This window comes from Pseudomonas sp. KBS0707 (assembly GCF_005937945.2).
Classification (GTDB): Bacteria; Pseudomonadota; Gammaproteobacteria; order Pseudomonadales; family Pseudomonadaceae; genus Aquipseudomonas; species Aquipseudomonas amygdali.
The window spans coordinates 269,892-291,942 of the sequence record NZ_CP041754.1 but is presented as its reverse complement, the minus strand read 5'-3'; the positions used below and the strand labels follow the sequence as shown (position 1 = coordinate 291,942).

Annotated in this window: 17 protein-coding genes; 5 read left to right on the top strand and 12 right to left on the bottom strand. The window is 58.0% G+C overall.

Features of this window, described 5'->3' with window-relative positions; all coding sequences use genetic code 11:
* Nucleotides 1-3: 3 nt before the first annotated feature.
* The 10 genes from FFH21_RS01460 to FFH21_RS01410 form a co-directional block, all read right to left on the bottom strand.
* Nucleotides 4-3,105, bottom strand: a complete 3,102-nt coding sequence (locus tag FFH21_RS01460) for an efflux RND transporter permease subunit (RefSeq protein ID WP_011167437.1) — start codon at nt 3,103-3,105, stop codon at nt 4-6.
* Nucleotides 3,102-4,190 (bottom strand): efflux RND transporter periplasmic adaptor subunit, encoded by a 1,089-nt coding sequence (locus FFH21_RS01455; RefSeq protein WP_004654132.1) that lies wholly within the window; start codon nt 4,188-4,190, stop codon nt 3,102-3,104. The genes FFH21_RS01460 and FFH21_RS01455 overlap by 4 nt, the downstream gene beginning before the upstream one ends.
* Nucleotides 4,187-5,305: an efflux RND transporter periplasmic adaptor subunit gene (locus FFH21_RS01450; protein ID WP_011167436.1), complete on the bottom strand. Its 1,119-nt coding sequence runs from the start codon at nt 5,303-5,305 to the stop codon at nt 4,187-4,189. The genes FFH21_RS01455 and FFH21_RS01450 overlap by 4 nt, the downstream gene beginning before the upstream one ends.
* 210 nt (nt 5,306-5,515) lie before the next feature.
* Nucleotides 5,516-6,550 (bottom strand): RHS repeat-associated core domain-containing protein, encoded by a 1,035-nt coding sequence (locus FFH21_RS01445; RefSeq protein WP_004654126.1) that lies wholly within the window; start codon nt 6,548-6,550, stop codon nt 5,516-5,518.
* Nucleotides 6,551-6,620: 70 nt separating this feature from the next.
* On the bottom strand, nt 6,621-7,571 hold the full coding sequence (locus tag FFH21_RS01440; RefSeq protein WP_004666518.1) for an RHS repeat-associated core domain-containing protein: 951 nt from the start codon (nt 7,569-7,571) through the stop codon (nt 6,621-6,623).
* A gap of 110 nt (nt 7,572-7,681) precedes the next feature.
* Complete coding sequence (locus FFH21_RS01435) at nt 7,682-7,897, bottom strand: DUF6124 family protein (RefSeq protein ID WP_005747748.1); 216 nt, start codon at nt 7,895-7,897, stop codon at nt 7,682-7,684.
* A 495-nt stretch (nt 7,898-8,392) separates the two neighbouring features.
* The gene (locus tag FFH21_RS01425) at nt 8,393-9,412 is read right to left on the bottom strand and encodes an ABC transporter substrate-binding protein (RefSeq protein WP_005730944.1); all 1,020 of its coding nucleotides are present in this window, start codon (nt 9,410-9,412) and stop codon (nt 8,393-8,395) included.
* A 38-nt stretch (nt 9,413-9,450) separates the two neighbouring features.
* The gene (locus FFH21_RS01420) at nt 9,451-10,317 is read right to left on the bottom strand and encodes an ABC transporter permease (protein ID WP_005744777.1); all 867 of its coding nucleotides are present in this window, start codon (nt 10,315-10,317) and stop codon (nt 9,451-9,453) included.
* 91 nt (nt 10,318-10,408) lie between these two features.
* A complete protein-coding gene (locus FFH21_RS01415; protein ID WP_004654120.1) occupies nt 10,409-11,290 on the bottom strand; it encodes an ABC transporter ATP-binding protein in 882 nt (293 codons plus the stop codon).
* Between the two features lie 16 nt (nt 11,291-11,306).
* Nucleotides 11,307-12,203 (bottom strand): TauD/TfdA family dioxygenase, encoded by an 897-nt coding sequence (locus FFH21_RS01410; RefSeq protein WP_004654116.1) that lies wholly within the window; start codon nt 12,201-12,203, stop codon nt 11,307-11,309.
* A 218-nt stretch (nt 12,204-12,421) separates the two neighbouring features.
* Between FFH21_RS01410 and FFH21_RS01405 the strand changes: the two genes are divergently transcribed.
* The 4 genes from FFH21_RS01405 to FFH21_RS01390 all read left to right on the top strand — a co-directional run bounded on the left by FFH21_RS01405 (nt 12,422) and on the right by FFH21_RS01390 (nt 18,345).
* The gene (locus FFH21_RS01405) at nt 12,422-15,520 is read left to right on the top strand and encodes an autotransporter domain-containing protein (protein WP_011167435.1); all 3,099 of its coding nucleotides are present in this window, start codon (nt 12,422-12,424) and stop codon (nt 15,518-15,520) included.
* A gap of 160 nt (nt 15,521-15,680) precedes the next feature.
* Nucleotides 15,681-17,045, top strand: coding sequence for a DUF6861 domain-containing protein (locus tag FFH21_RS01400; protein WP_011167434.1), 1,365 nt, complete (start codon nt 15,681-15,683; stop codon nt 17,043-17,045).
* Between the two features lie 10 nt (nt 17,046-17,055).
* Complete coding sequence (locus tag FFH21_RS01395) at nt 17,056-17,673, top strand: GAD-like domain-containing protein (RefSeq protein ID WP_004655118.1); 618 nt, start codon at nt 17,056-17,058, stop codon at nt 17,671-17,673.
* 54 nt (nt 17,674-17,727) lie between these two features.
* The gene (locus FFH21_RS01390; RefSeq protein WP_004666522.1) at nt 17,728-18,345 is read left to right on the top strand and encodes a GAD-like domain-containing protein; all 618 of its coding nucleotides are present in this window, start codon (nt 17,728-17,730) and stop codon (nt 18,343-18,345) included.
* 120 nt (nt 18,346-18,465) lie between these two features.
* Here FFH21_RS01390 and FFH21_RS01385 read toward each other — a convergent pair whose 3' ends face one another.
* Nucleotides 18,466-19,692: an MFS transporter gene (locus tag FFH21_RS01385; RefSeq protein WP_004655124.1), complete on the bottom strand. Its 1,227-nt coding sequence runs from the start codon at nt 19,690-19,692 to the stop codon at nt 18,466-18,468.
* Between the two features lie 116 nt (nt 19,693-19,808).
* Between FFH21_RS01385 and FFH21_RS01380 the strand changes: the two genes are divergently transcribed.
* Nucleotides 19,809-21,068, top strand: coding sequence for a lipase family protein (locus FFH21_RS01380; protein ID WP_004667131.1), 1,260 nt, complete (start codon nt 19,809-19,811; stop codon nt 21,066-21,068).
* A gap of 165 nt (nt 21,069-21,233) precedes the next feature.
* Here FFH21_RS01380 and FFH21_RS01370 read toward each other — a convergent pair whose 3' ends face one another.
* Nucleotides 21,234-22,016: a MetQ/NlpA family ABC transporter substrate-binding protein gene (locus tag FFH21_RS01370; protein WP_011167432.1), complete on the bottom strand. Its 783-nt coding sequence runs from the start codon at nt 22,014-22,016 to the stop codon at nt 21,234-21,236.
* Nucleotides 22,017-22,051 lie beyond the last annotated feature (35 nt).

The window sequence follows — 22,051 nt, the reverse complement described above, 5'->3', positions numbered from 1 at the left end:
ACCTCAATGCGCTGGCTGCGCGTGCTCGCCGTCACCCTTGTCAGCCGCTTCGCGACGCTGTTCGTCGGTTGGTTCCTTGATGCGGTACCAGGCCACGTACAACGCAGGCAGGAATAGCAGGGTCAGCAACGTGGCGATGATGATGCCACCGATCATGGCGTAGGCCATCGGGCCCCAGAACACTTCCCGCGCAATAGGGATCATGCCCAGGCTCGCCGCGGCCGCGGTCAGCAAAATCGGACGACGGCGATGCTCGGTGGCTTCGACCACAGCGTCCCAAGGCAGATACCCACTGCGCTCATAGGCATCGATCTGTGTCACCAGAATCACCGAGTTGCGGATGATGATGCCGATCAGCGCCAGCACCCCGAGAATCGCCACGAACCCCAGTGGCGTCCCCGTCGGGATCAGCGCCAGCACCACACCGATTAGCCCCAGAGGCGCGACACTGGCCACCAGAAACATCTTCTGAATGCTGTGCAACTGAATCATCAGGAACGTCGCCATGAGGAACAGCATCAGCGGCGCAACGCTGGCAATCGGCCCCTGCGCCTTGCTGCTTTCTTCGACCGTGCCGCCCGTTGCAACCTTGTAGCCGACCGGCAGACCAGCGGCGAACTTGTCGATTTCAGGTTGCAGCTGTTTGACCAGATCGGTTGGCTGAATCGCGTCCCGTACCGCGCCCTTGACGGTGATGGTCGGCATGCGATCGCGGCGCCAGACCAACGGCTGCTCCAGCTCGTAACCAACGGTGGCGAACGCCAGCAGCGGAATGGATGTTCCAGTTTGGGTCACGATTTGCAGGTTCTGCAGGGTTTCCGGCGTGCCGCGTTCTGCGTCTTCAGCACGTCCGATCACATTGATCAGATAGATATCATCACGCACCTGGGTCACGGTTGAACCGCTGACCACGCTGTTCATCAGCTTGGCGACGTCTTCCGACGACAGGCCCAACTGCCGGGCCTTGTCCTGATTGATATCGATGCGCAGCACCTTGCCCGGCTCGTTCCAGTCGTAGATCACTTCGCCCACATGCGAGTTGTGATCGAGCAGTTTGGCCAGCTCGATGGCGTGCTGGCGCACCTTGTCGATGTTCTCGCCGCTGACGCGATACTGCAACGGACGACCCACCGGAGGGCCCATCTCCAGCGCCTGCACATACGAACCGATGCCGACGAAGTCATCACGCAAGCGTTTTTGCAGACGGGCAGTCAACGCGCTCCGCTCCTCCAGGCCTTTGCTGACAATCACCAGCTGGGCGTAGAACGGATTTTCCAGCTGCTGATCGAGTGGCAGGTAGAAACGCAACGCGCCCTGGCCGATGTAGGTGCTCCAGCGCTCGATGTCCGGATCGTCCTTGAGGCTCGCTTCAAAACGATCCACCACCTTGCGCGTTTCGTTGATTGAGGCGTTCTGTGGCAGGTTCAGGTCGACCAGAATTTCCGGGCGGTCCGAAGACGGGAAGAACTGGTTCTGCACGAACTGCATGGAGAACAGCGACGCGGCGAACAACCCTACCGTGATGGCAATCGCCAGCCAGCGATGGCGCATGGCCCAGAGCATGCTGCCGTTGAATGCCCGGCCGATGCGGCCCGGCTCTTCGGATTTCGGTTTGATGTTGGCGCTCAGAATGTGCACGCCGATCACCGGTGCGAACAGAACGGCGACCAGCCACGACACCAGCATCGCCACGGCTATCACGGCAAACAGCGTGAATGTGTATTCCCCCGCAGAGCTGTTGTTCAGGCCGATCGGCACAAAGCCGGCCACGGTCACCAGCGTACCGGTGAGCATCGGGAACGCTGTCGAGGTATAGGCGTACGTCGCGGCCTGCTCCTTGGATTCACCCATTTCCAAACGTGTGACCATCATTTCCACGGTAATCATGGCGTCATCCACCAGCAGGCCGAGGGCGATGATCAGCGCGCCGAGGGAAATCCGTTGCATGGTGATGCCGCTGTATTCCATGAACACGAACACCATCGCCAACACCAGCGGAATCGAACACGCGACCACCAACCCTGCGCGAAACCCGAGGCTGACGAAGCTGACCAACAGCACGATAATCACTGCCTCGAACAACGCGCTGGTGAAGCCGCCCACAGCCTTGTTGACCACCTCGGCCTGATCCGACACCTTGTGCACGCCAATGCCGACTGGCAGCTCCGCTGTTGTAGCGTCCATACGTTCGTGCAGCGCCTTGCCGAACGACTGGATATTGCCGCCCTTCTGCATCGCGATGGCCAGGCCTATCGCCGGTTTGCCGTCGAAGCGGAACAGCGGCTTGGGCGGATCGGTGTAGCCACGGGTTATGTCAGCAATGTCGCTCAGACGATAAAAACGGTCATTGATGCGCAGATTGACTGCAGCCAGATCCTTCTCGGACGCGAACTGGCCGGAGGTACGCACCGAGATCCGCTCCGGCCCGGCTTCTATCACCCCGGCAGGCGTCACCGCGTTCTGCGATTGCAGGCTTTGCACCACCTGGCTCTGGTCGATGCCCAATGCTGCGAGCTTGCGTGTCGAGAAGTTCAGGTACACCACTTCGTCCTGCTGACCGATCATCTCGACCTTGCCCAGCCCGGGCACGTCGCGGATGTCGGCGCGGACCTTCTCGACGTAGTCACGCAACTGACGCATCGAGAAACCGTCTGCGGTAAACGCATAGATCGAGCCGTATACATCGCCGAACTCGTCGTTGAACGACGGGCCTTGCAGGCCCTGCGGGAACTGGCCACGGATGTCATCGACCTTCTTGCGCACCTGATACCAGATTTCCGGTATCGCCTTGGCACTGGTGGTGTCACGCAGGTAGACGAAGACTGTGGACTCGCCCGGTCGTGTGTAGCTCTTCACGTAGTCCAGCGAGTCCAGTTCTTCGAGCTTCTTCTCGATGCGGTCGGTGACCTGCTTGAGGGTCTCATCCACCGTCGCGCCCGGCCAGCGGGTCTGGATAATCATGGTCTTGATGGTGAAGGACGGGTCTTCCTCGCGCCCAAGCTTCATGTAGGAAAACACGCCCATCAGCAGCGCGACAAACATCAGGTACCAGACGAACGATTGATGCTTGATGGCCCACTCGGACAGATTGAAATTCCCTTTCATCGCGGGCTTTCCTCATCGACTTTGACTTTCTGGCCCGGCTTGAGGCTGTTGACGCCCGCGCTTACCACTTTTTCACCTGCCTTGACGCCATTGGCCAGCACGAAGCTGTTGCTGTCACGGCTGATAATGTTCACAGCCCTCGGGTTGACCGTCTGGTTTTGCGGGTCGACGATCCATATCTGGCTTTTGCCATCGGCCTGCTGCAAGGCATTGATCGGCAAACGCATGCGCGGCGTGATGGTCGAGCTGAGCGTCACGCTGATGGCCGTGCCCAGCCGGAACGCCGCTGGCGTTTGCGCCAGCGTCAGACGTGCACGGCGGGTACGTGTGGTACGGTCGGCCTGAGGTTCGATTTCACGAATGGTGGCGGTGGTGTTCACTTCCGGGTTCAACTGACTGGCGACGGTGAATACCACGTCGGACGGCAGCTGGTCGGCCAGTGTGTCAGGGAGGTCGATCACCGCTTCCTTGATGTCCGGCCGCGCCAGGGTCACGACTTCCTGCCCGGCCGTAACAACCTGACCGGCTTCAACTTTCCATTCGGTGACCACAGCATCGTGATCACTGCGCAGCTCGCTGTAGCTCAATTGATCGCGGGCCTGTTGTGCAGCGGCTTTGGCCTGTTCCTGCGACGAGCTGGCGGTCTTCAGATCGGTCAGGGCGATGTCCAGTTGCGCCTGGGCACCCACACCGCGATCAAACAGTTCCTGCTGGCGGCGAGCATTGGCCTGAGCATTGATCAACTGCGCCTGCACATTGGCCAGGTCGCCCTGCCGGGCACGCACTGTATTCTGCTGATCGGTCGGATCAAGGGTGGCGAGCAAATCGCCTTTCTTCACTTCAGCGCCTACGTCGACGTTGCGCCGGACAATACGTCCCGCCACACGAAAACCCAACACGCTCTGATAACGCGCCTGAATATTGCCGGCAAAACGCCCGAAATCCTGATTTGACTCAGGCCTGGCTTCGACGAACACCACAGGACGCACCGGCTCCGGAGGGGCCTCGTCCTTGCCGCAGCCACTCAACAGAAAGCCACTGGACAGAAGGCCGCCCAGCAACAGGCATGACGACAGACGCTTCATGGCTGCACCTGCGCGTTCTGCTGTTTGGGCTGTTCGGCAATCTCGACCTGCATGTCCGGGTGTAACAACTGTCCGCCTGCCACCACGACTTTCTCTCCACTTTTAAGCCCGTCGCCGATGATGACTTTGGCAGTCAGATAACGAGTAACGGTGACCCTGCGCAAATTGACTTTGCCCTGCTCGTCCACCACCCACACGGCAGGCTTGCCCAACTGCTCGCCAAGGTCCTTGGTCAGCGCCGCCCAAGGCAGCTCGACACTGGCATTGGCCGGTGCGCTCAGCGCCACGCTGACTACCGAGCCCAGGTCCATGCCTTCAGGCAGCGGATCGAGTGCGATCTTGACCTGTAAAGTGCCGGTTTGCGCCGAGACTGCCGGGGTCACTTCGCGTACTTTGCCGCTGACCTTGATGTCCGGGTTGTCGAGCAGCGTGACCTGCACAGGCTGATTGGTCGGCGGCTGAACGAACAGGGACTCGTAGACATTGAACACCGCATCCCGATCACCGTCGCGTGCCAGATCGAAAATCGGCATCGTGGCCTGCACCACCTGCCCGACTTCAGCCTGACGCGCGGTGATCACACCCGGCGCATCCGCGACCAGTGCGGTATACCCCAATTGTTCACGGGCATTGGCCAGTTGCGCTTGCGCAGCCTTCAACGAGCTTTCGCTGCCGCGCAAGGCGGCCTGGGCCGAGTCATATTCACTGCGGCTGGTATAGCCTTTGGGCAACAGCTTTTGTTGCCGGACAAAAGCGGCGCGGGTCTGATTCACGCGGGCCTGCTCGGCGGCCACAGAGGCTGCGGCCGAATCGACATTGATCTGCAAATCCTTCGGATCAAGCCGGGCCAGCACCTGCCGGGCCGTTACCCGGTCGCCCACATCGACATTACGCTGAATGATCTTGCCATTGACCCGGAATGAAAGCCGGGTCTGCACCCGCGCCTGAACATCACCGATCAGGGCGACACTGGCGGCGAAGTCGGCACTTTTTACCGTTTGCACATAAACCCTGGGCAGTTCGGGCGCCGCCGGTTTTTCCTCGCCACACCCCGTTAACATCGCCAAGGCAGCAGCGAGACCGAATGTAACCAGTCTGGAAGGAAGAACGGGCATGCAGACTCCTTGTGCGGCTGCCGGATGTGGGCGCGATAGGGCGAGAGAATAGCGTGACTATGCGACTGTGCGCGAGAGGGAGGGTTCATTAACTGGGCAGAGGTTGCGCGGGAGGGGCCCGCAGCAGCTTTCTTTTGAATGTGGTCAGTTCAAACTCCTGCAGAGACACTGTCTTGAATGTCTCTGCCGAACTTGAACATAGTGTATATATCAAACCACCGATTCATGCCCCCCACGGATTGAATGCGAGGGTTGTTCAGGTATAGTTGGCATCCTATCTACTTCATAAAAATACTTTTGAAAAACAGGCCTTCTTATATTTCGGTATTTAGGATAGCCCGTTCTGCGAATAGTAGCCGACCGTGCCGGCGCGACGCTTGATGGTAATAGCCGTGGTCGTGGTAATGCAAAGGATGCGGCCGGTAAATCAGCACTGGATTGCGGAGGGCGTTGATTTGGAAATATTAGCGAATTTCTGCCTGCCGGACGCTGGTTCTTTCTAGCAAGCCCGAAACTCTCCAGCCTGGAGGTTGAACGCCCCACTCCAGCAGCCTTCTTTACAATTGAACTCAGAGCAAAACCAACGCCCGCAACAGCTAACACACTGCCCACGCCCATAAGCACCCCACTGAGCGTTGGATTCGATTCTTTTACGTGCGTAGACACATAAATTGACCCACCTCCAGTGAGCAATAACCCAGCCGCCAAAACCCCACTTAAGAAAGACGAAAAATGCCCGGTCGGGTCTATGTATTTGATCGGATTGTTTAGCCCATACGCATACGCATTCAACCCACCCTCACCAAACGGGCTAAAACTGTCCGGGCTGTTAAAGCGCATCAGCACCGGGTTGTAGGCGCGATAGCCATTGCCGAGCAGGTAATGGCCGGTTACCAGGTCAGGCTGCTCGCCGTTGAAACCGGGTAGTGCTGCGACTGTCTGCTCGGCTTGACGATGCCCGAACGGCGTATACGCGATATCAACCTGCCTCCCGTCTTCGCTCGCGTGCAGAACGCTGTTGTGCAGGTCACTGGCGACCATCGTCGTCACGACCTCTTCGCCCTCGCGACTCTGCTGCGCCAGTAACTGGCCGCCTGCGCGGATACAGGTTCGTTGCCTGTCGCCCAGTAACTCGGTCATCAGTTGCTCGCTGTTATAGAACCGACTGGAGAGGACCTGAGCCAGCGGGTTCAATGTGGAGACACGGTCCAGCGGGTCGTAGGTGTACGTGCAGAGGAGAGCCATGATCGATCCTTGATGATGGAGTAAGCGTTCAGGTGAATCAGGCTGGAGAAATCATGTACAGATAAACGTATCAGTACATCATGCGACTCAATTCGTCTGCCGGATCACCCCAAGGGCGTGTTTCTCGAATGGCGCTAGCGGTATCAGCGAACTCACTTTTTAAACTTGAACGCCTATCATTGAGCAGTATTATATCTGCCCCTGCATCCTCCCAACGCTTGATGCGCGGGTTGAATGTCCGAACGGCCAGCACTGGAATCACCATGCCTATTGCAGTCGCGAGCAAAACATCCTTGGCAGGGCCGTCAGGGTCGACCGCGTTGATTACACGGCTTACGGTAAACACGGTGCTCGCTGCGATCTGGCCGAGTGCGGAGGAAGCTGTCAGTTTCGTCGATAGCGAAGCATTGCCCTTGGCGACAGCCTTTATCGCAGGAACAGCCGCTTTTACACCCAGGTAAGCACCGAACAAACCGAGCCCTATCCAAACAAATGAAAGTATCTGACTCTCATCTATCTTATGCCCGGTCGGATCAGACCGATTAACCGGATCACCCGCGCAGTACGCATAGGCATTCATACCGCCCTTGCCAAACGGGCTCAGGCTGTCCGGGCTGTTGAAGCGCATCAGAACGGGGTTGTAGGCGCGATAACCATTGCCCAACAGATAATGACCGGTCAATGGGTCGGGGCGCTCACCGTTGAAACCTGGCAGTTGGTTCAACGCTTGCCTATGCCCATAGGGGGTGTAAGCGATAGGGTCAGACAAGCTGGCCGATACGGTGTGGAGCACGCTGTGCTGTTGATCCGAGCCGATCAACAGCGTAGCGAGCGCTGACTGCGTGGCCAGCAACTGACGGTCGCGATGCAGGAACCGAACGTGTTCTGCCCCCTGAATCTCGCTGACCAGGGTGTCGGACTGATAGAACGAGCGGGCAATGGTCCCTGCCACAGGCGTGCGAGCCGCAAGCCGGTCAAGCGCGTCGTAGCGGTAACGGCACAGGGTAGTTTGCTGGCGCATGGTGAGTAACCGGAGTGGTCTTGATCGGCGAGGCAGGCCTCTTCAGGCACACAATGCATTGCGGGGACCGCAGCGGCTACTCGTAGAACTGCTAGGTTCGTCAGGGGCTGTCAGTGGCTCTGAACACATTCCAGCGAGCGCTCCAGCTCGGCCTTGGCCATGTTGATCAGATGCACCACCGAGAACGCAAGATCACGTTTCAGGCCCTCAAGGTTGTCACCGGTTTCAGAAGCGGTGGCAGAGGCACAGCGCAGTATTTCGCTGACCTGTATCAGGGAATCTTCAAGAGAGTTGGGGAGCGGTGGAGACGGGGTCGAGTTGATCATCGCTTATTCCTTTAGCTGACAAGACCACCAGATGCCTGCGGCTAAACAAACAAGGGTGGCGACTTTGACGCGGGTTAGCAGACCGGTGTGGAACAAGCGCAAGCAACCGGCGCACCCGAAGGTGCCCCACGCAAAGCCGCCATAAACGGCACTTGCGCCACTTGTAATCCACAAACAGGCTGCTAAACCCGACCGCTGAAAAATCAGCGACCGACGCAGCCTAGTGCGCAGAGTTGGCAGGCACAAGGGCCCGGGATTTTCTAGCAAAGGTCATGCGCAGGAAAGAGAAAAGACTGAAAGAAATGTCCCGCAGGACAGGTTTTTCGTGAGCGGAAGTAACCTGATTTGTTCAGAAGAGGACGCAGAGCGTCCAGAACGGCATTCCCACGCTGGAGCGTGAGGAACGATAGGCGCCCGGGAGATCTTCTATCGTTCCTCACGCTCCGCGTGGGAATGCCCTTCGTGACGCTCCGCGTCGTCCTCAAACCGCCCGGATTAACTGCCCTCTGTGCCGTGCGCCTCTTCGAAGAAGTAGTCCTTCCAGCTCGCCGCCTTGTTTTTCAACACGCCCAGTTCATGCAGTTTTTCGGCGTAGATGAAGGTGCGCTGCGGGGTGACGGTGAAGTCGATTTCCGGGTCAGCGACGATTTTCTCTACCAGCGGCAACGGCAGTTTCGATTGCTCGACACGGATGTAGGTCTGCGCGGCAGCGGGCTTGTCGGCCTTTATGATCTTCTCGGCTTCGGCCAGCGCGTCGTAGAACGCCTTGTAGGTCTTGGGGTTCTCGTCGTGGAATTTCTCGGTGGTGTAGAGCACGTTGAACGTCGCCTGACCGCCCAGCACGTCATAGGAACTGAGCACTTTGTGGACGTTGGGGTTTTCCAGCGCCTGGTACTGGAACGGCGGGCTGGAGAAGTGCGAGTTGATTTCCGAGCCGCCCGCCAGCAGCGCTGCGGTGGCATCCGGGTGCGCCAGGCTCACCGAGATGTTGTCGAATTTCTTGTAGTTGTCGTTACCGAATACCTTGGCGGTCTCGATCTGCAAAGTACGCGACTGAAAGCCCACACCGGCAGCCGGTACAGCGATGCGGTCCTTGTCGGTGAAGTCCTTGATGGTTTTCACGTTGGGGTTGTTGGTCAGCAGGTAGTTGGGCATGGAACCCAACGAAGCAATGGCTTTGACGTTCTGTTTGCCCTTGGTGCGATCCCAGACGGTCAGCATCGGTGGCACACCTGCCGACACCACGTCCAGCGCACCGGCCAGCAGCGCTTCGTTCATCGCGGTGGCACCGGAGATGCTGTTCCAGTCGACCTTGATATCCAGACCCTGCTCCTTGCCGTGTTTCTCGATCAGCTTCTGATCGCGCACCACGTCGAGGATCAGGTAGCCGATGCCGAATTGCTGAGCGATGCTGATCTTGCCTTCCGCCTGCACGCCGCTGCTGAGCAGGGCACCGAACAGGCCAAGTGTCGCCGCCAATACAGTCAGCGCCGGACGATGAAATGTTGTTGTCATGTGGTTCCCACCCTGATTATTCAAAAAAAGACGGTGCTTCAACGCTGCATGCCCCAGCGCTTGACGGTCAGGCGCTCGATATTGGCGAACAGCAGGTTCTCGACCAACAGGCCGATGAGAATGACTGCCGCCAGACCTGCAAAAACCTTGTCGGTATACAGCTCGTTACGATTCTGGAAGATGTACCAGCCCAACCCGCCCTTGCCGGACGACGCACCAAACACCAGCTCGGCGGCGATCAGCGTGCGCCAGGCGAAAGCCCAGCCGATTTTCAAGCCGGCGAGGATCGATGGCAGCGCAGCGGGAATCAGGATGTGCCAGACAAAGCGCAAGCCCTTAAGGCCATAGTTGCGCCCGGCCATACGCTGGGTTTCCGAAACGCCGAGAAAACCTGCGTAGGTATTGAGCGCCAGCGCCCACAGTACCGAATGCACCAGCACGAAGATCAGGCTGTTCTGGCCCAGCCCGAACCACAGCAGCGCCAGCGGCAACAGGGCAATGGCCGGCAGCGGATTGAACATCGCAGTCAGCGTGCCGAGCAGGTCGCGGCCCAGTTGGGTGGACACTGCCAGGGTGGTCAGGGCGAACGCCAGCACGATGCCGATCAGGTAGCCCTGAATCAGTACGGTCAGGGAAATCCACACCTTGCCTGGAAGCTCGCCGGAGATCAGCCCGTCATAAAAGGCGGCCGCCGTTTGCAGAAAGCTCGGCAACAGCAGGTCGTTGTTCTGCAGACGTGCAGCCAGTTCCCAGATCACCGCCAGAGCGATCATGATGACGCATTTGCGCACCCAGCCCAGTTGCCAGATGCGCTGTGCCAAGGGCAGATCGCGGGCCAGGTCTTCCTGAGTGAAAGGCTCCAGCGTGATTTCATATTCTTCGCGAGCGGGAGGTGCGAGGCTCATGGTTCGGGTTTCCCGGTAATCGTGTAGATAGGACGCGGAGCGTCCTGAAAGGCATTACCACGCGGAGCGTGGGAACGATCAAGGCAGTCGTCTAGTAAGCAATCCGGATGTCCTGAAAATTCAGATCCTGCTCCACCGGCCCGGCATCGCCCTCATCGAACAACAGGCGATGAATACGCTGCGCGGTTTGCTGGAAACCAACGCCGCCGAGGCTTTTCAGGTCGTATTGATGGCTGTTGATTTCCGCTCGCACACGGCCCGGATGCGGTGACAGCAGCAGGATGCGGTTGCCCACCACCAGCGCTTCTTCAATGGAATGGGTAACGAACAGCAGCGTGAAACGCACCTCGTCCCACAGCTCCAGCAGTTCTTCCTGCATCTTGCGCCGGGTCAGTGCATCGAGCGCGGCGAACGGCTCGTCCATCAGGAGAATTTTCGGCTGCATGGCCAGGGCTCGGGCAATCGCCACGCGGGCTTTCATGCCACCGGACAAGGTATGCGGATAGGCATCGGCAAACGCGCTGAGGCCGACTTTTTCCAGGTAATAACGAGCGCGCTCCAGCGCCTCGGGACGCTTCAGGGTGCGTGACGCCAGCAGCGGAAACATGACGTTCTCGATCACGGTTTTCCATGGCGGTAACTGGTCGAATTCCTGAAACACCACGATGCGGTCCGGGCCAGGTTCGGTGACCTGATGACCTGCCAGACGAATCTCGCCCTCGCTGGGCCGGATGAACCCGGCTACGGCTTTGAGCAATGTGGACTTGCCGCAACCGGATGGGCCGAGCAGCACAAAACGATCGGCCGGGTCGACCTCGAAACTGACCTGATGCGTCGCCCGGACCACGCGCTCTGGCGTGCGGTATTCAAGGCTTACACCGCGAACTTGCAACAAGGCTTCAGTGGTGTGCTGAACAGTCGGTTGCGGTTGGGCGCTCGTGCTGGCCGTGTGGCCTTGCGCGACAGCATTCATGAACGGCTATCCTGAATCAAAATGGCGCGGTGCCTTGAATGGTCGTGCGATGCAGTTTGCGTCGCAGATGGGCCGGGCAGCCGGCAGCCAGGTGAATCAGGGAACGGTTGTCCCAGAACACCATGTCGTTGGCTTGCCATTGGTGCCGGTAAATATGCTCGGGCTTCACGCTGTGGGCGTAGATCTCGTTGAGAATCTGGCGGCTCTCGTCTTCCGGCAGGTCAAGAATCCGGGTGGTGAAACCTTCGCTGACAAACAACGCCTTGCGACCGGTTTCAGGATGCGAGCGAACAATCGGGTGGCTGACTTCGACCACTTGGGCCAGTTGCTCGGCGGTCAGGGTCGGACGCCAGTTGGCGGCGTTATGGCCCTCGGCGTAGCGCGCAGTGTAGCTGTGAACCGCCGAGCGCCCTTCGACGGCATCACGCAGGTGTTGCGGCAAGGTGTCCCACGCTTGATGCATGTCGGCGAACAGCGTGTCGCCACCTTCGCTCGGCAACTCTTGTGCGTAAAGCATCGAACCCAGGCTTGGCAGCTCTTTATAAGACAGGTCCGAATGCCAGTATTTACCGGCATCGCCCAGCCCCACAGGCTTCTCGTTCTCGACAATGTTGGAGACGATCAGGATTTCCGGATGGTTAGCCAGCAGAAACTGCTTGAGCACATGGATCTGCAACACACCAAAACGACGGCTGAAATCGACCTGCTGCTGCGGCGTGATCTGCTGATCGCGGAACACCACGACGTGGTGATCCAGATGCGCCTGATGCACTCGCGCAAAATCTGCGTCATTCAACGGCCTGGACAGATCCAGCCCGACGATTTCCGCGCCCACCTTTCCGGTGAATGGACGCACGTCGAACGATTGCGAAGCAGATTGAGCGGACGATGAAGCGAGGGAGGCTGCTGGCATGAGAACTCCGACTCCAGAACAGTGTGACTGAAAGGCGGAACTGTATAGATATAAGAAAGAGAATTTAAATACCGTTAAGGAATATCCATAGTGCTGAATTTTTCGCAGGCTCACTGTGTAGCTTCAGCCAGCATAAATGTGTCATGGCAGATACATCCAAGTGTAAGACCGCCTTGCTAGGGTCGGCGCCTTATCCAGATTGAGTACAGGCGCTCGCCATGCGATGTAATAAACCGGTTGCCCACGTAATGATGTCGTCGTTGATACTTTCACTGCTTGCGGTATCGGTACAGGCAGCGAGCCGTGCAAATGACGACCGGATCAACGGGGTCGATCTGCTTTCCGGGTTCAACACGCTGTGGACGACCGGCGCGACCTGGGATACCGGCACACCTACTGCGCTGGGGCAGAGCCTGCTCCGACGCAACCTGCAAATTGTCGTCGACCGTGCCAACTCGCGCACGCTGGCGCAGGAAACCGCCGCCTACTTCGATGATCGCCGCGATCAGAGCTACAGCGCCATCAGCGGTCTGGGCTCGTTGAGTGATGCCTATAAAGCAGGAGCGGGTGCCTTCACCACCATCACGCAATTTGACGACAGCAACAAAACCGTCAAGTACGACGACAAGGGCAATGGCGCAGGCAGTTCGTCTTCAGCGCTGGGCAAAGTGGTCGATCTGGTCGGCGCCGTGCGCAATGACGCCTCCACGACCCCGGCCAAGTCCCACTATCTGTATCCACGGCCATGGCGGCAGAGCCTGGACGGACAAAACCTGGCATTCGTCGTCGCGCCGTCTTTGCGCCCGGCCGAAAGCACCACGCCGGCCAGTGACTCGGGCTTCCCCAGCGGGCACACCAACGCTGCCTACCTGTCAGCCTACGCCTTGGCCTACGCGATCCCCGAGCGGTTCAGCGAGTTGATGCTGCGTGCCTCGGAGATCGGCGACAACCGCATCGAAGCGGGCATGCACTCGCCCTTCGACGTGATGGGCGGGCGAATCACCGCGACCTATTTCGCCATCGACAACCTGTCCAATTCAGCCAACGCACAGTTGCGCGCCGACGCCCGCGCCCAGGCACTGACTTACTTCACGGCGCAATGCGGTGGCAACATCAACAACTGCATAGCCAGCATTGACCCGGCCACTGACCGCACTTCCCAGCATGCCCAGGACAAAGCGCTGTATACCTCACGCATGACCTACGGTTTCGATCCGGTCGGCCCCACCAACCTGGCTCCGGTAGTGCCGACCAACGCAGAAGTGCTGCTGGAAACCCGCTTTCCGTACCTGGACGCCAGCCAAAGACGCGAGGTTCTGGGGACCACTGAAATGTCTTCGGGCTACGCGGTAATCGACCAGTCGGGTGGCTACGGTCGCTTGAACCTGTATGCCGCAGGCGATGGCTACGGCGCGTTCAATTCCAACGTCACCGTCAACATGAACGCCAGCCTCGGCGGCTATAACGCCATCGACGCCTGGCGCAACGACATCAGCGGCAGTGGAGCACTGATCAAAAACGGCACCGGCAACCTGATACTGACAGGCAACAACACCTACTCGGGCGGCACCGTGATCAACGGCGGCACCCTGACCGGCCATGCTCAGGCCTTCGGCAGCGGAACGATCACCGACAACGCAACGCTGGTGCTCGATCAGTCCACCAACAACACCCTCGCCAACACGCTGACGGGCAGCGGCGCGTTGATCAAGCGCGGTGCCGGTTCGCTTAACCTGACCGGCAACAGCAGCCTGTCCGGCGCGACGACCGTGCAGGCCGGTCGCCTGGCAGTGAATGGCAACCTCGGCAACTCCATCGTCAGCGTGCAGCAAGGCGCGACGCTGGGTGGCAACGGTACCGTTGGCGGCATCAACGTCGCTCAGGGCGGCGTGGTCGCACCGGGTAATTCGGTCGGGCAGCTGAACGTCAACGGTGACGTCAACCTGGCTCAGGGCTCGGTTTACCAAGTGGAGTCGGACGCCAATGGCAATGCCGACCGCATCGTCGCCAGCGGCCGTGCGACCCTCAATAACAGCACGCTGTCATTGGTTGAAGGCGGTAACTGGGTAGCAGCAAGCCGTTACTCGATTATCTCCGCAGCCGGTGGCGTAAGCGGTGCATTTGCCGCCGTGCAAACCAACTTCGCGTTCCTTACCCCGACGCTGAACTACACCGCGACCGACGTAGGGCTGACGCTGGATCGCAACGCACAAACCTTCGCCAGCCTGGCGACCACGCGCAATGCCAGCGCCGTCGCTCAGGGGCTCGACAGCGCGGGCGCAGGCAATGCGCTATGGCGTCAGGTGGTGCAGGACGACGCAGCAACCGCACAGGCGACCTTCAAGGCGCTGTCCAACGAGCTGCACGCATCGACTCAATCTGCGCTGATCGAAGACAGCCGTCTGGTGCGCAACGCCATGAACGATCGCATGCAACAAGCGCAATCCGCACAGTCATTCGGCAGCACAACACAAACCCTGGCCGGCGATGCCTCGCGTGGCGTGGTGTGGACTCAAGCCATCGGCGCGACCGGGCAGACCGACAGCAGCCGCGACGCCTCGGGCCTGGAAACCCGCACCAGCGGCCTGTTGTTCGGCACCGACGTACCGCTCGACGACACCTGGCGTGTGGGTGCATTGGCAGGCTTCAGCAACAGCAGCTTCGACCTGCGCCATGCGTCCGGCTCTACCGACAGCGACAACTACCACCTGGGCGTTTATGGCGGCGCGAAATGGGGCCAACTGGGCCTGCGTCTCGGCGCAGTGCACACCTGGCATGAACTGACCGCCAAGCGCACGCTGGACCTGCCGGGCTCGTCCGAGCACTTCAAGGAAGACTACAAGGCAGCGACCAATCAGGTCTTCGGCGAACTGGGCTACACCTTGGAAATGGGCAACGCACAGCTTGAACCCTTCGCCAACCTGGCGCACGTACGCCTCGACACCGACGCCTTCGACGAGAACAGCAACGCCATCAGCCTGCAGAACAAATCCCAGGACAACCACATCACCTTCAGCACCCTGGGCCTGCGCGCTGCCACTCGCTTGAACGCCGGCAGCGTGACGATCAAACCCAACGCCACACTGGGCTGGCGTCGCGCCTACGGTGACGTCACCCCGGAAAGCCGCTCGGCCTTCAGCGGCGGCAGCACCTTCGAACTCTCCGGCGCACCGATTGCCCGCAGCGCCGCAGTGCTCGGCGCAGGTGTCGACCTGGGGTTGAGCGATACGCTGAGCGTGGGCCTGAGTTACGACGGTCAGGTGAGCAACGACGCATCGGATCAATCACTGAATGCCCGGGTGACATTGGCGTTTTAAAGGCAGGTAATGGTGCTGCTCTCTGTAGGTTCAGAGGGCAGCATGCGGGACTTCCCGCTCCAACGTGTAGGACCAATCAGAAAACCTCTGGCCACTTTGACTTCATTATCGGCCTTCTCTATGGTGCATCTACCAGCCGGGGCAGTCAGGGAGACACCGAATGCCGCTATGGAGCATTGTGCCGTCGTGGCTCGATATAGAACGACGCTTTAGCCGAAGCATGGGCTACCAGCCTGGAGCCAGCTTCCAGCGCAGCCTCAACAATGAGCCGGTTTCAACACTACAGCTCAACCTCAGACGCGTCGGCAATATCAGAAGCGCGTTCAACCGCGGCGAATTGGAAGCGGCCCGTCGGCTTGGGCGGCGTTTCGCAGATATCGACATCTCCAGCATCATCAACGACCTGATAGACGTGGTTAGCCAAATGGCTATGATCGTCGCGGGCAGTACGCTCGCCGGTGGCGCAATAGGTGCGGGAGTCGGCAGCTTTTTCTTTGGTGCAGGCGCCGTGCCTATGGGCATGGCGGGTGCCGCAATCGGCCTGGAACTTAGCACCTGGATCCTTGGCATTCTCGGCTTGGCATCCATTGCCGAATTCTTCGTCGACGGCCTTCCTCGTATTGTCGACAACTACACGCGTGGCATCGCCATCGCCTGGCAAGGCACCCGTGGCGAGCCTGGCCTCAACCCCTTCGGCGGCGACGATCCGCAGGTTGTAAGCCGTGCAGCGCACCACATCGCCCAAGGCCATGAAGAAGTTGTGATACTGCTACTGGGCGCCATCGTCGCCTACCTGACGCGCGGCCGAGGTAACGCAAGCGTGCTTGCCAATGAAATGCAAGCCAGTAAAAAAGGTGCGAAGCTGGGCCAATGGATGCTCCAGCACGAAGACGCCCTGACAAGACACCCCGACCTGCAAAACGCCAGCCCTCGTAAAAGTGCACTGGACAAACAGGAACCGCCACCGCCACCGCCCAATCGACGTGCGGACGAGCCCGAGCCGAAAAGAGCGTCGGGCATGCCTGAGCATAAGGTGCCATGCTTTAACGTGAGCGATAAGCACCTCGACCGGATCCCTGAGTTTGATCGTCAACTGGCGGGCCAAGAGAAGGGATTGAATGATTTGACGGTGGAAGAGTATTTGAAGGGGCGGGAAGCGTTTAAGAGCGGGGAAGCGTTGAGGGATCCGAAAGTGGCAGCGGATGCGCGTAAACTACTCGGTCGAAAAATGGAATTGAACATTTTCCGCGAGCTAAGATTAGGCGGTATGAGCCCAGAGGTAGCAGAGGCGACTGCCAAGAAAGAAGTATTAGAAAAAATGACGACACTAGCCGCGTTGCACAATCCTGACATTATCGCCGGAGGCAAAGATGTCATTAATGATCTTGGTGATCGACGTATTAACTCAAGTATAGGACCGCAATGGCCCAGTCGCATCGGGGAGCTAGATAGAGCAGCCAACTTAGTCCCTAACGAATTACGTAACGCCACAAAAATCAATGCTAAACTTGAAAGATGCAAATAGGAGGCTAGTAATGGATGAAGATTATGCTTTTTTCCTAAAAAAATTCGGACCAGCAATTGAACAGCAAGCAGTTCCAACGTCTAGCATTGAGCGATATAAAAAAAGGCTCCCTGAACAACTACTTAAATACTGGGAGGATTTTGGCTGGTGCGGATACGCTAAAGGCCTATTTTGGACTGTAAATCCGCAGGATTATGAGGATCTGCTCACTGATTGGCTTGTAGGTAAAGAAGCCTTCAAAAATGATAACTACCACGTTATTGCTCGTAGCGCGTTTGGAGAGCTGTATCTATGGGGCGAGAAAAGCGCAGACAGTTTATCGATAACCAGCTATATGTCACGTTACTCTACTAACAATTCGATATTTGCGGATGGAGAAAAGGATTTCGGCATCAGAGTATTTTTCTCGTCGATGCAGCTCGAGCACAACGACTTAGATAGTTTTTTTGAACCAGCACTAAAAAATCTCGGGCAGCTCCAATCGGACGAAATGTACGGTTTCGTACCTGCCCTCGCGCTCGGCGGTCCTGTGGAACTAAAAAATTTACAAAAGGTGAAAACCACCGAACACCTAATGTTTCTGTCTCAGCTCTCGCCACTACAGGACTGGGGATTTCCTGATGTCTAAATTCGGAAATCAGAAGCTTAATTTCTTTATGACGCTGTCAGTTCGGACTGCATGATGGACGAAGATTTTGCTTTCTTTCTAGAAAAATTCGGCCCTGCAATTGAACATCATGCAGTTCCAGAGGCAAGCATCGCAAAGTACAAAAACAAACTTCCGGAGCAACTGCTTCAATATTGGTCTTTATATGGCTGGTGCGGCTATGCTAGCGGACTTTTTTGGAGCGTAAACCCCCAAGACTATGACCAACTACTTAATCGTTGGCTAGCCACAACACCGCTGCATCAGCGAGATAACTATCGTGTAATAGCACGTAGTGCATTCGGCATCCTTTACGTTTGGGGAGAAAACAGCGGTTATTGCTTGACGCTGAATTCATATATATCGCGATACTCAGGTCGCACTTCAATATTTACTGGTGAAAAACTAAACTTCGGGGTTAGGGCATTCTTTTCATCAATGATTGCCGAGTACAACGATTTGGATGACTTGTTCAAACCAGCGTTGAAAAGTCTCGGACCGCTCAAATCCGACGAGATGTACGGCTTCGTCCCTGCCTTGGCACTCGGCGGACAGATGGAACTGAAAAACCTGCAAAAAGTAAAAACCATCGAGCACCTAACATTTCTGTCTCAGCTCTCCCCCCTTCAGGATTGGGGATTTCCCGATCTTTGACTACAGCAATGAAATCAATTCTTCACCGCGCTCTTGGCGTTGCATCGTGGACAAGCACAATGCTTTTGCTCAAAAGCCCTGACTCCATCCAGATTCAGCGAAACGGATTCAGCCCCATTTTCATTTCCCGGCCTCCCGATTCGCCTCAACAATCGAGGCAGAGAACGGGCCGCGCGCTTTTGCAAACCACCACATCGCACCTGCCCCGAGAAGGGAAGTCAGCACGGCCAGCATCAGGATGACCTGCCGGGTGCCCAAGGGTGCGGCCAGCAAAGCCACAAGCAAACCTGCCAAGGGCTGGGACATGTTATTAAGCAGCGTGATCACGCCCACCGTCTTGCCGAAGTCCTGGGGCGGTATCACCCGCTGCCGGAGGGTGCGCATGTAGACGTTGAACATCTTGTCGAAGCCGACGATCAACAAAAAACCCAATACATAGCCCATCAGGTTCGGGCTCAGGGCGCTGATAAATGCCCCGATCGCGATCATTGAATACCCGACACCGCCCAGCACCCGCAAAGGCAGCACCACACGGGCCAGGAAGAACAGGATCACGATAGTGGTCACCGCACCCGCCGCCTGCAGCCCTGCGTAGTTATCTTTGCCTGCGCTGTACTGGCCGATGACCATGGCTGCCGAGGTCGCCAGCGTGACGCCGACGATCAGGTTGACCCCTACTGCCAGCGTGATGATCTTTTTCAATTCGGCCAGGCCACGGATATGCCCGAACGCAATCCGCAAGGGCTGCAGCCAGATGTCTTGATGCTGCTCGAACACTTCCAGCTTAAAACGGCCAAGACGTTGCCACGCCAACATGCAGAGGTCTGCCAGCAGGAATAGTCCGGCGATCCAGAGCACTACCCAGTGCCAGGCCCACACTTCAAGCATCAGTGCCGCCACCAGCGGCCCGAGGACCAGCCCTGACTGGTCGGCGATCTGGGAATAGGACAACGTTTTGGTGTAGCTGTAGTGCTGAAAGATATGCGGCATGAGCACTTCGCGCGCCATGATGCCTTGCGTGGTCAGCACCCCGCACAATGCCGACAGCACCACCAGCCACCCAATGCCACCAAAGAGTGCGTAGAGCACCATCGCCAGCACGCAGAGCGATGCCCGGTAGACCTGGCTGATATGCAGAATTCTGATAGGCGAATACTTGTCGCACAGCGCGCCGCATAACGGAAACGCGAGAAACCTCGGTAACGATTCGACGAAAAACGCCAGCCCGGCCCATGAGGCGCTGTTGGTGGTCTGGAACACCACCAGCGGCACTATGAACAACAGGATCTGATCCGCCAGCCTGGACAGGAAAAGCGAGATGAAGAAAGCGAGGTAATCCTTGCGCATGAAGAACTCCGTTCAGCACTGGCAGCGCGTGCGTCAGTTATCATCGCTCAGGTCATAATCGGCTTGATACATCGATGCTGATGCGTTCTCTCCTGTCAGCTTGTGGAGAAATACCGATGAACTCATCGCCAAGGTATTCGGCCGTTCTGGCCACCCTGTTGATGGTCCTGCTCGCAGCTTGCAGCGCAGTGCCAGGCACTTCCATGAAAACAGTCGCCGTTGCCCAGTCAGACCCGGGCGAAGGTGGTGTTCCCGCATTTTACAAATGGCCGGATAAAATGCCGTCGACACCGGGCCAACTGCTGCGCTCGGAACCGCTGACGGCCAAACAGAGCCTTGAGAATGCCGGACAGAATGTCCGCATCCTGTACACCTCGACAGACGGGCTCAACAACCAGCCAGTCGCAGTGTCAGGAGCCTTGTTCATGCCCAAGGGTGAGCCGCCAAAGGGCGGATGGCCGCTGATGGCGTGGGCGCATGGCACGGTTGGCAGCGCGGACATCTGTGCGCCTTCCTTTGCCGGGCGCAGTGATCGCGACACGCGCTATCTGAATGAATGGCTCGGGCGGGGCTACGCGATTGTGGCTACTGATTACCAGGGTTTGGGCACGCCGGGGCTGCACCCGTTCGGGCTGAGCAGTCCGCTGGCGTATGGTGTGCTCGACAGCATTCGTGCGGTTCAGAAGGCGGACTTCAATCTGTCTTCGCGGGTAGTTGTGTTCGGGCAGTCGCAAGGTGGCCGTGCCGCTTTCGCAACGGCCGTCTACCAGAAGACTTATGCGCCCGAATTGAACATTGTCGGTGTGGTTGCGACAGGGACGCCGTATCCGATGGCTCAATCGCGTGAGAAACATGCCGAACCGGACACCTTCCGCGATCAGGTCACGCCGTCGCTGGCCTATAACCTGTTGCGACTGAGCACTGCCGCACTGATCGACCCGTCGCTGCATCCTGCCGACTACCTGAGCGACCGCGCAAAGCCTGCGTTCGAAACCAGTCAGCGTGAATGCCTGCAAGCCATCGAGCGCAAGGTGGTCGCGGATGGACTGACATTCAACAACAGTTTCAAACGCTCACCCGATAAGGCGCTCGATCAGGTAAATCGCCATTCGGACTACCCGACGTTAAAGTCGGACATTCCGGTTTTTATCGGCACGGGGGGCAAGGATGTCATTTCACCTGTTCGCAGCCAGATCGCGCTGGTGAAAGATGCGTGCAAGGTCGGCGACCGCATCGAGTGGCATTACTACCCGCAGCTGGATCACTCCGGCGCAGTGAATGGCTCTCTGCCGAACTCGACACGCTTTGTCGAGAAAGCGTTTTCAGGGGCCTTTATGGCGGGTAATTGTGGGGCGATGCGGAGCGACGCACGATAGACGAGATTATCGTTCGGTACGCTCCAGCGTCGGAGTGCCTTGGGTGACGCTCTGCGTCACAGATCCGTGCCGCGCCACATGCTCGAAAGAGGACGCAGAGCGTCAAGAACGGCATGCGACGCGGAGCGTCGCACGATAGTTGGATTACGCACGACACTCAGTGGGTCAGAACGCAGGCAGTACCACGCCCTCGTACTTCTTGTTGATGAAGTCTTTGACTTCCTGACTGGTCAACGCTTTCGACAGCTTTTCGATGGCGTCGGCGTGAGCGTTGTCTTCGCGGGTGACGAGGAAGTTCACGTACGGCGAATCGGCACCTTCGATGATCAGCGCGTCTTTCTTCGGATTGAGCTTGGCTTCCAGCGCGTAATTGGTGTTGATCAGGGCAAGGTCGACCTGGCTCAACGCACGTGGCAGTACAGCTGATTCGAGTTCGCGGAATTTGAATCTCTTCGGGTTGCTCGCGATGTCTTTCGGCGTGGACAGGGCGTTGGTCGGATCCTTCAGGGTGATCAGGCCACCTTTTTGCAACAGCAGCAGTGCGCGGCCTGCGTTGCTGCCTTCATTTGGAATGGCGATGGTTGCACCTTCAGGCAGATCAGCCAGTTTCTTGTACTTGCTGGAATAGCCGCCGAACGGTTCAACGTGTACGCCCACGCCAGTCACCAGATTGGTGCCTTTGCCCTTGTTGAAGCCATCCAGATAAGGCTTGGTTTGAAAATAGTTGGCATCCAGACGCTTTTCGCTCAATTGAACGTTTGGCTGTACGTAGTCAGTGAAGACCTTGATTTCCAGGTCCACGCCTTCCTTGGCCAGGGTCGGCTGGATCAGCTTCAGGATTTCCGCATGCGGCACGGGCGTTGCACCGACCACCAGTTTTTCGCCTGCGTGAGCCAGGCCAATCGAGAACGCAGCCGCCAGAGCGGTCATCAGAAACGTCTTTTTCATGCAATGTCCTTAGCGAAATCCGGGAGCGTCATCAG

What these genes read in the sequence shown, in the direction of transcription:
- FFH21_RS01460 (WP_011167437.1), bottom strand. Translation starts at nt 3,105, where the DNA reads ATGAAAGGGAATTTCAATCTGTCCGAGTGGGCCATCAAGCATCAATCG.
- FFH21_RS01455 (WP_004654132.1), bottom strand. Translation starts at nt 4,190, where the DNA reads ATGAAGCGTCTGTCGTCATGCCTGTTGCTGGGCGGCCTTCTGTCCAGT.
- FFH21_RS01450 (WP_011167436.1), bottom strand. Translation starts at nt 5,305, where the DNA reads ATGCCCGTTCTTCCTTCCAGACTGGTTACATTCGGTCTCGCTGCTGCC.
- FFH21_RS01445 (WP_004654126.1), bottom strand. Translation starts at nt 6,550, where the DNA reads ATGGCTCTCCTCTGCACGTACACCTACGACCCGCTGGACCGTGTCTCC.
- FFH21_RS01440 (WP_004666518.1), bottom strand. Translation starts at nt 7,571, where the DNA reads ATGCGCCAGCAAACTACCCTGTGCCGTTACCGCTACGACGCGCTTGAC.
- FFH21_RS01435 (WP_005747748.1), bottom strand. Translation starts at nt 7,897, where the DNA reads ATGATCAACTCGACCCCGTCTCCACCGCTCCCCAACTCTCTTGAAGAT.
- FFH21_RS01425 (WP_005730944.1), bottom strand. Translation starts at nt 9,412, where the DNA reads ATGACAACAACATTTCATCGTCCGGCGCTGACTGTATTGGCGGCGACA.
- FFH21_RS01420 (WP_005744777.1), bottom strand. Translation starts at nt 10,317, where the DNA reads ATGAGCCTCGCACCTCCCGCTCGCGAAGAATATGAAATCACGCTGGAG.
- FFH21_RS01415 (WP_004654120.1), bottom strand. Translation starts at nt 11,290, where the DNA reads ATGAATGCTGTCGCGCAAGGCCACACGGCCAGCACGAGCGCCCAACCG.
- FFH21_RS01410 (WP_004654116.1), bottom strand. Translation starts at nt 12,203, where the DNA reads ATGCCAGCAGCCTCCCTCGCTTCATCGTCCGCTCAATCTGCTTCGCAA.
- FFH21_RS01405 (WP_011167435.1), top strand. Translation starts at nt 12,422, where the DNA reads ATGCGATGTAATAAACCGGTTGCCCACGTAATGATGTCGTCGTTGATA.
- FFH21_RS01400 (WP_011167434.1), top strand. Translation starts at nt 15,681, where the DNA reads ATGCCGCTATGGAGCATTGTGCCGTCGTGGCTCGATATAGAACGACGC.
- FFH21_RS01395 (WP_004655118.1), top strand. Translation starts at nt 17,056, where the DNA reads ATGGATGAAGATTATGCTTTTTTCCTAAAAAAATTCGGACCAGCAATT.
- FFH21_RS01390 (WP_004666522.1), top strand. Translation starts at nt 17,728, where the DNA reads ATGGACGAAGATTTTGCTTTCTTTCTAGAAAAATTCGGCCCTGCAATT.
- FFH21_RS01385 (WP_004655124.1), bottom strand. Translation starts at nt 19,692, where the DNA reads ATGCGCAAGGATTACCTCGCTTTCTTCATCTCGCTTTTCCTGTCCAGG.
- FFH21_RS01380 (WP_004667131.1), top strand. Translation starts at nt 19,809, where the DNA reads ATGAACTCATCGCCAAGGTATTCGGCCGTTCTGGCCACCCTGTTGATG.
- FFH21_RS01370 (WP_011167432.1), bottom strand. Translation starts at nt 22,016, where the DNA reads ATGAAAAAGACGTTTCTGATGACCGCTCTGGCGGCTGCGTTCTCGATT.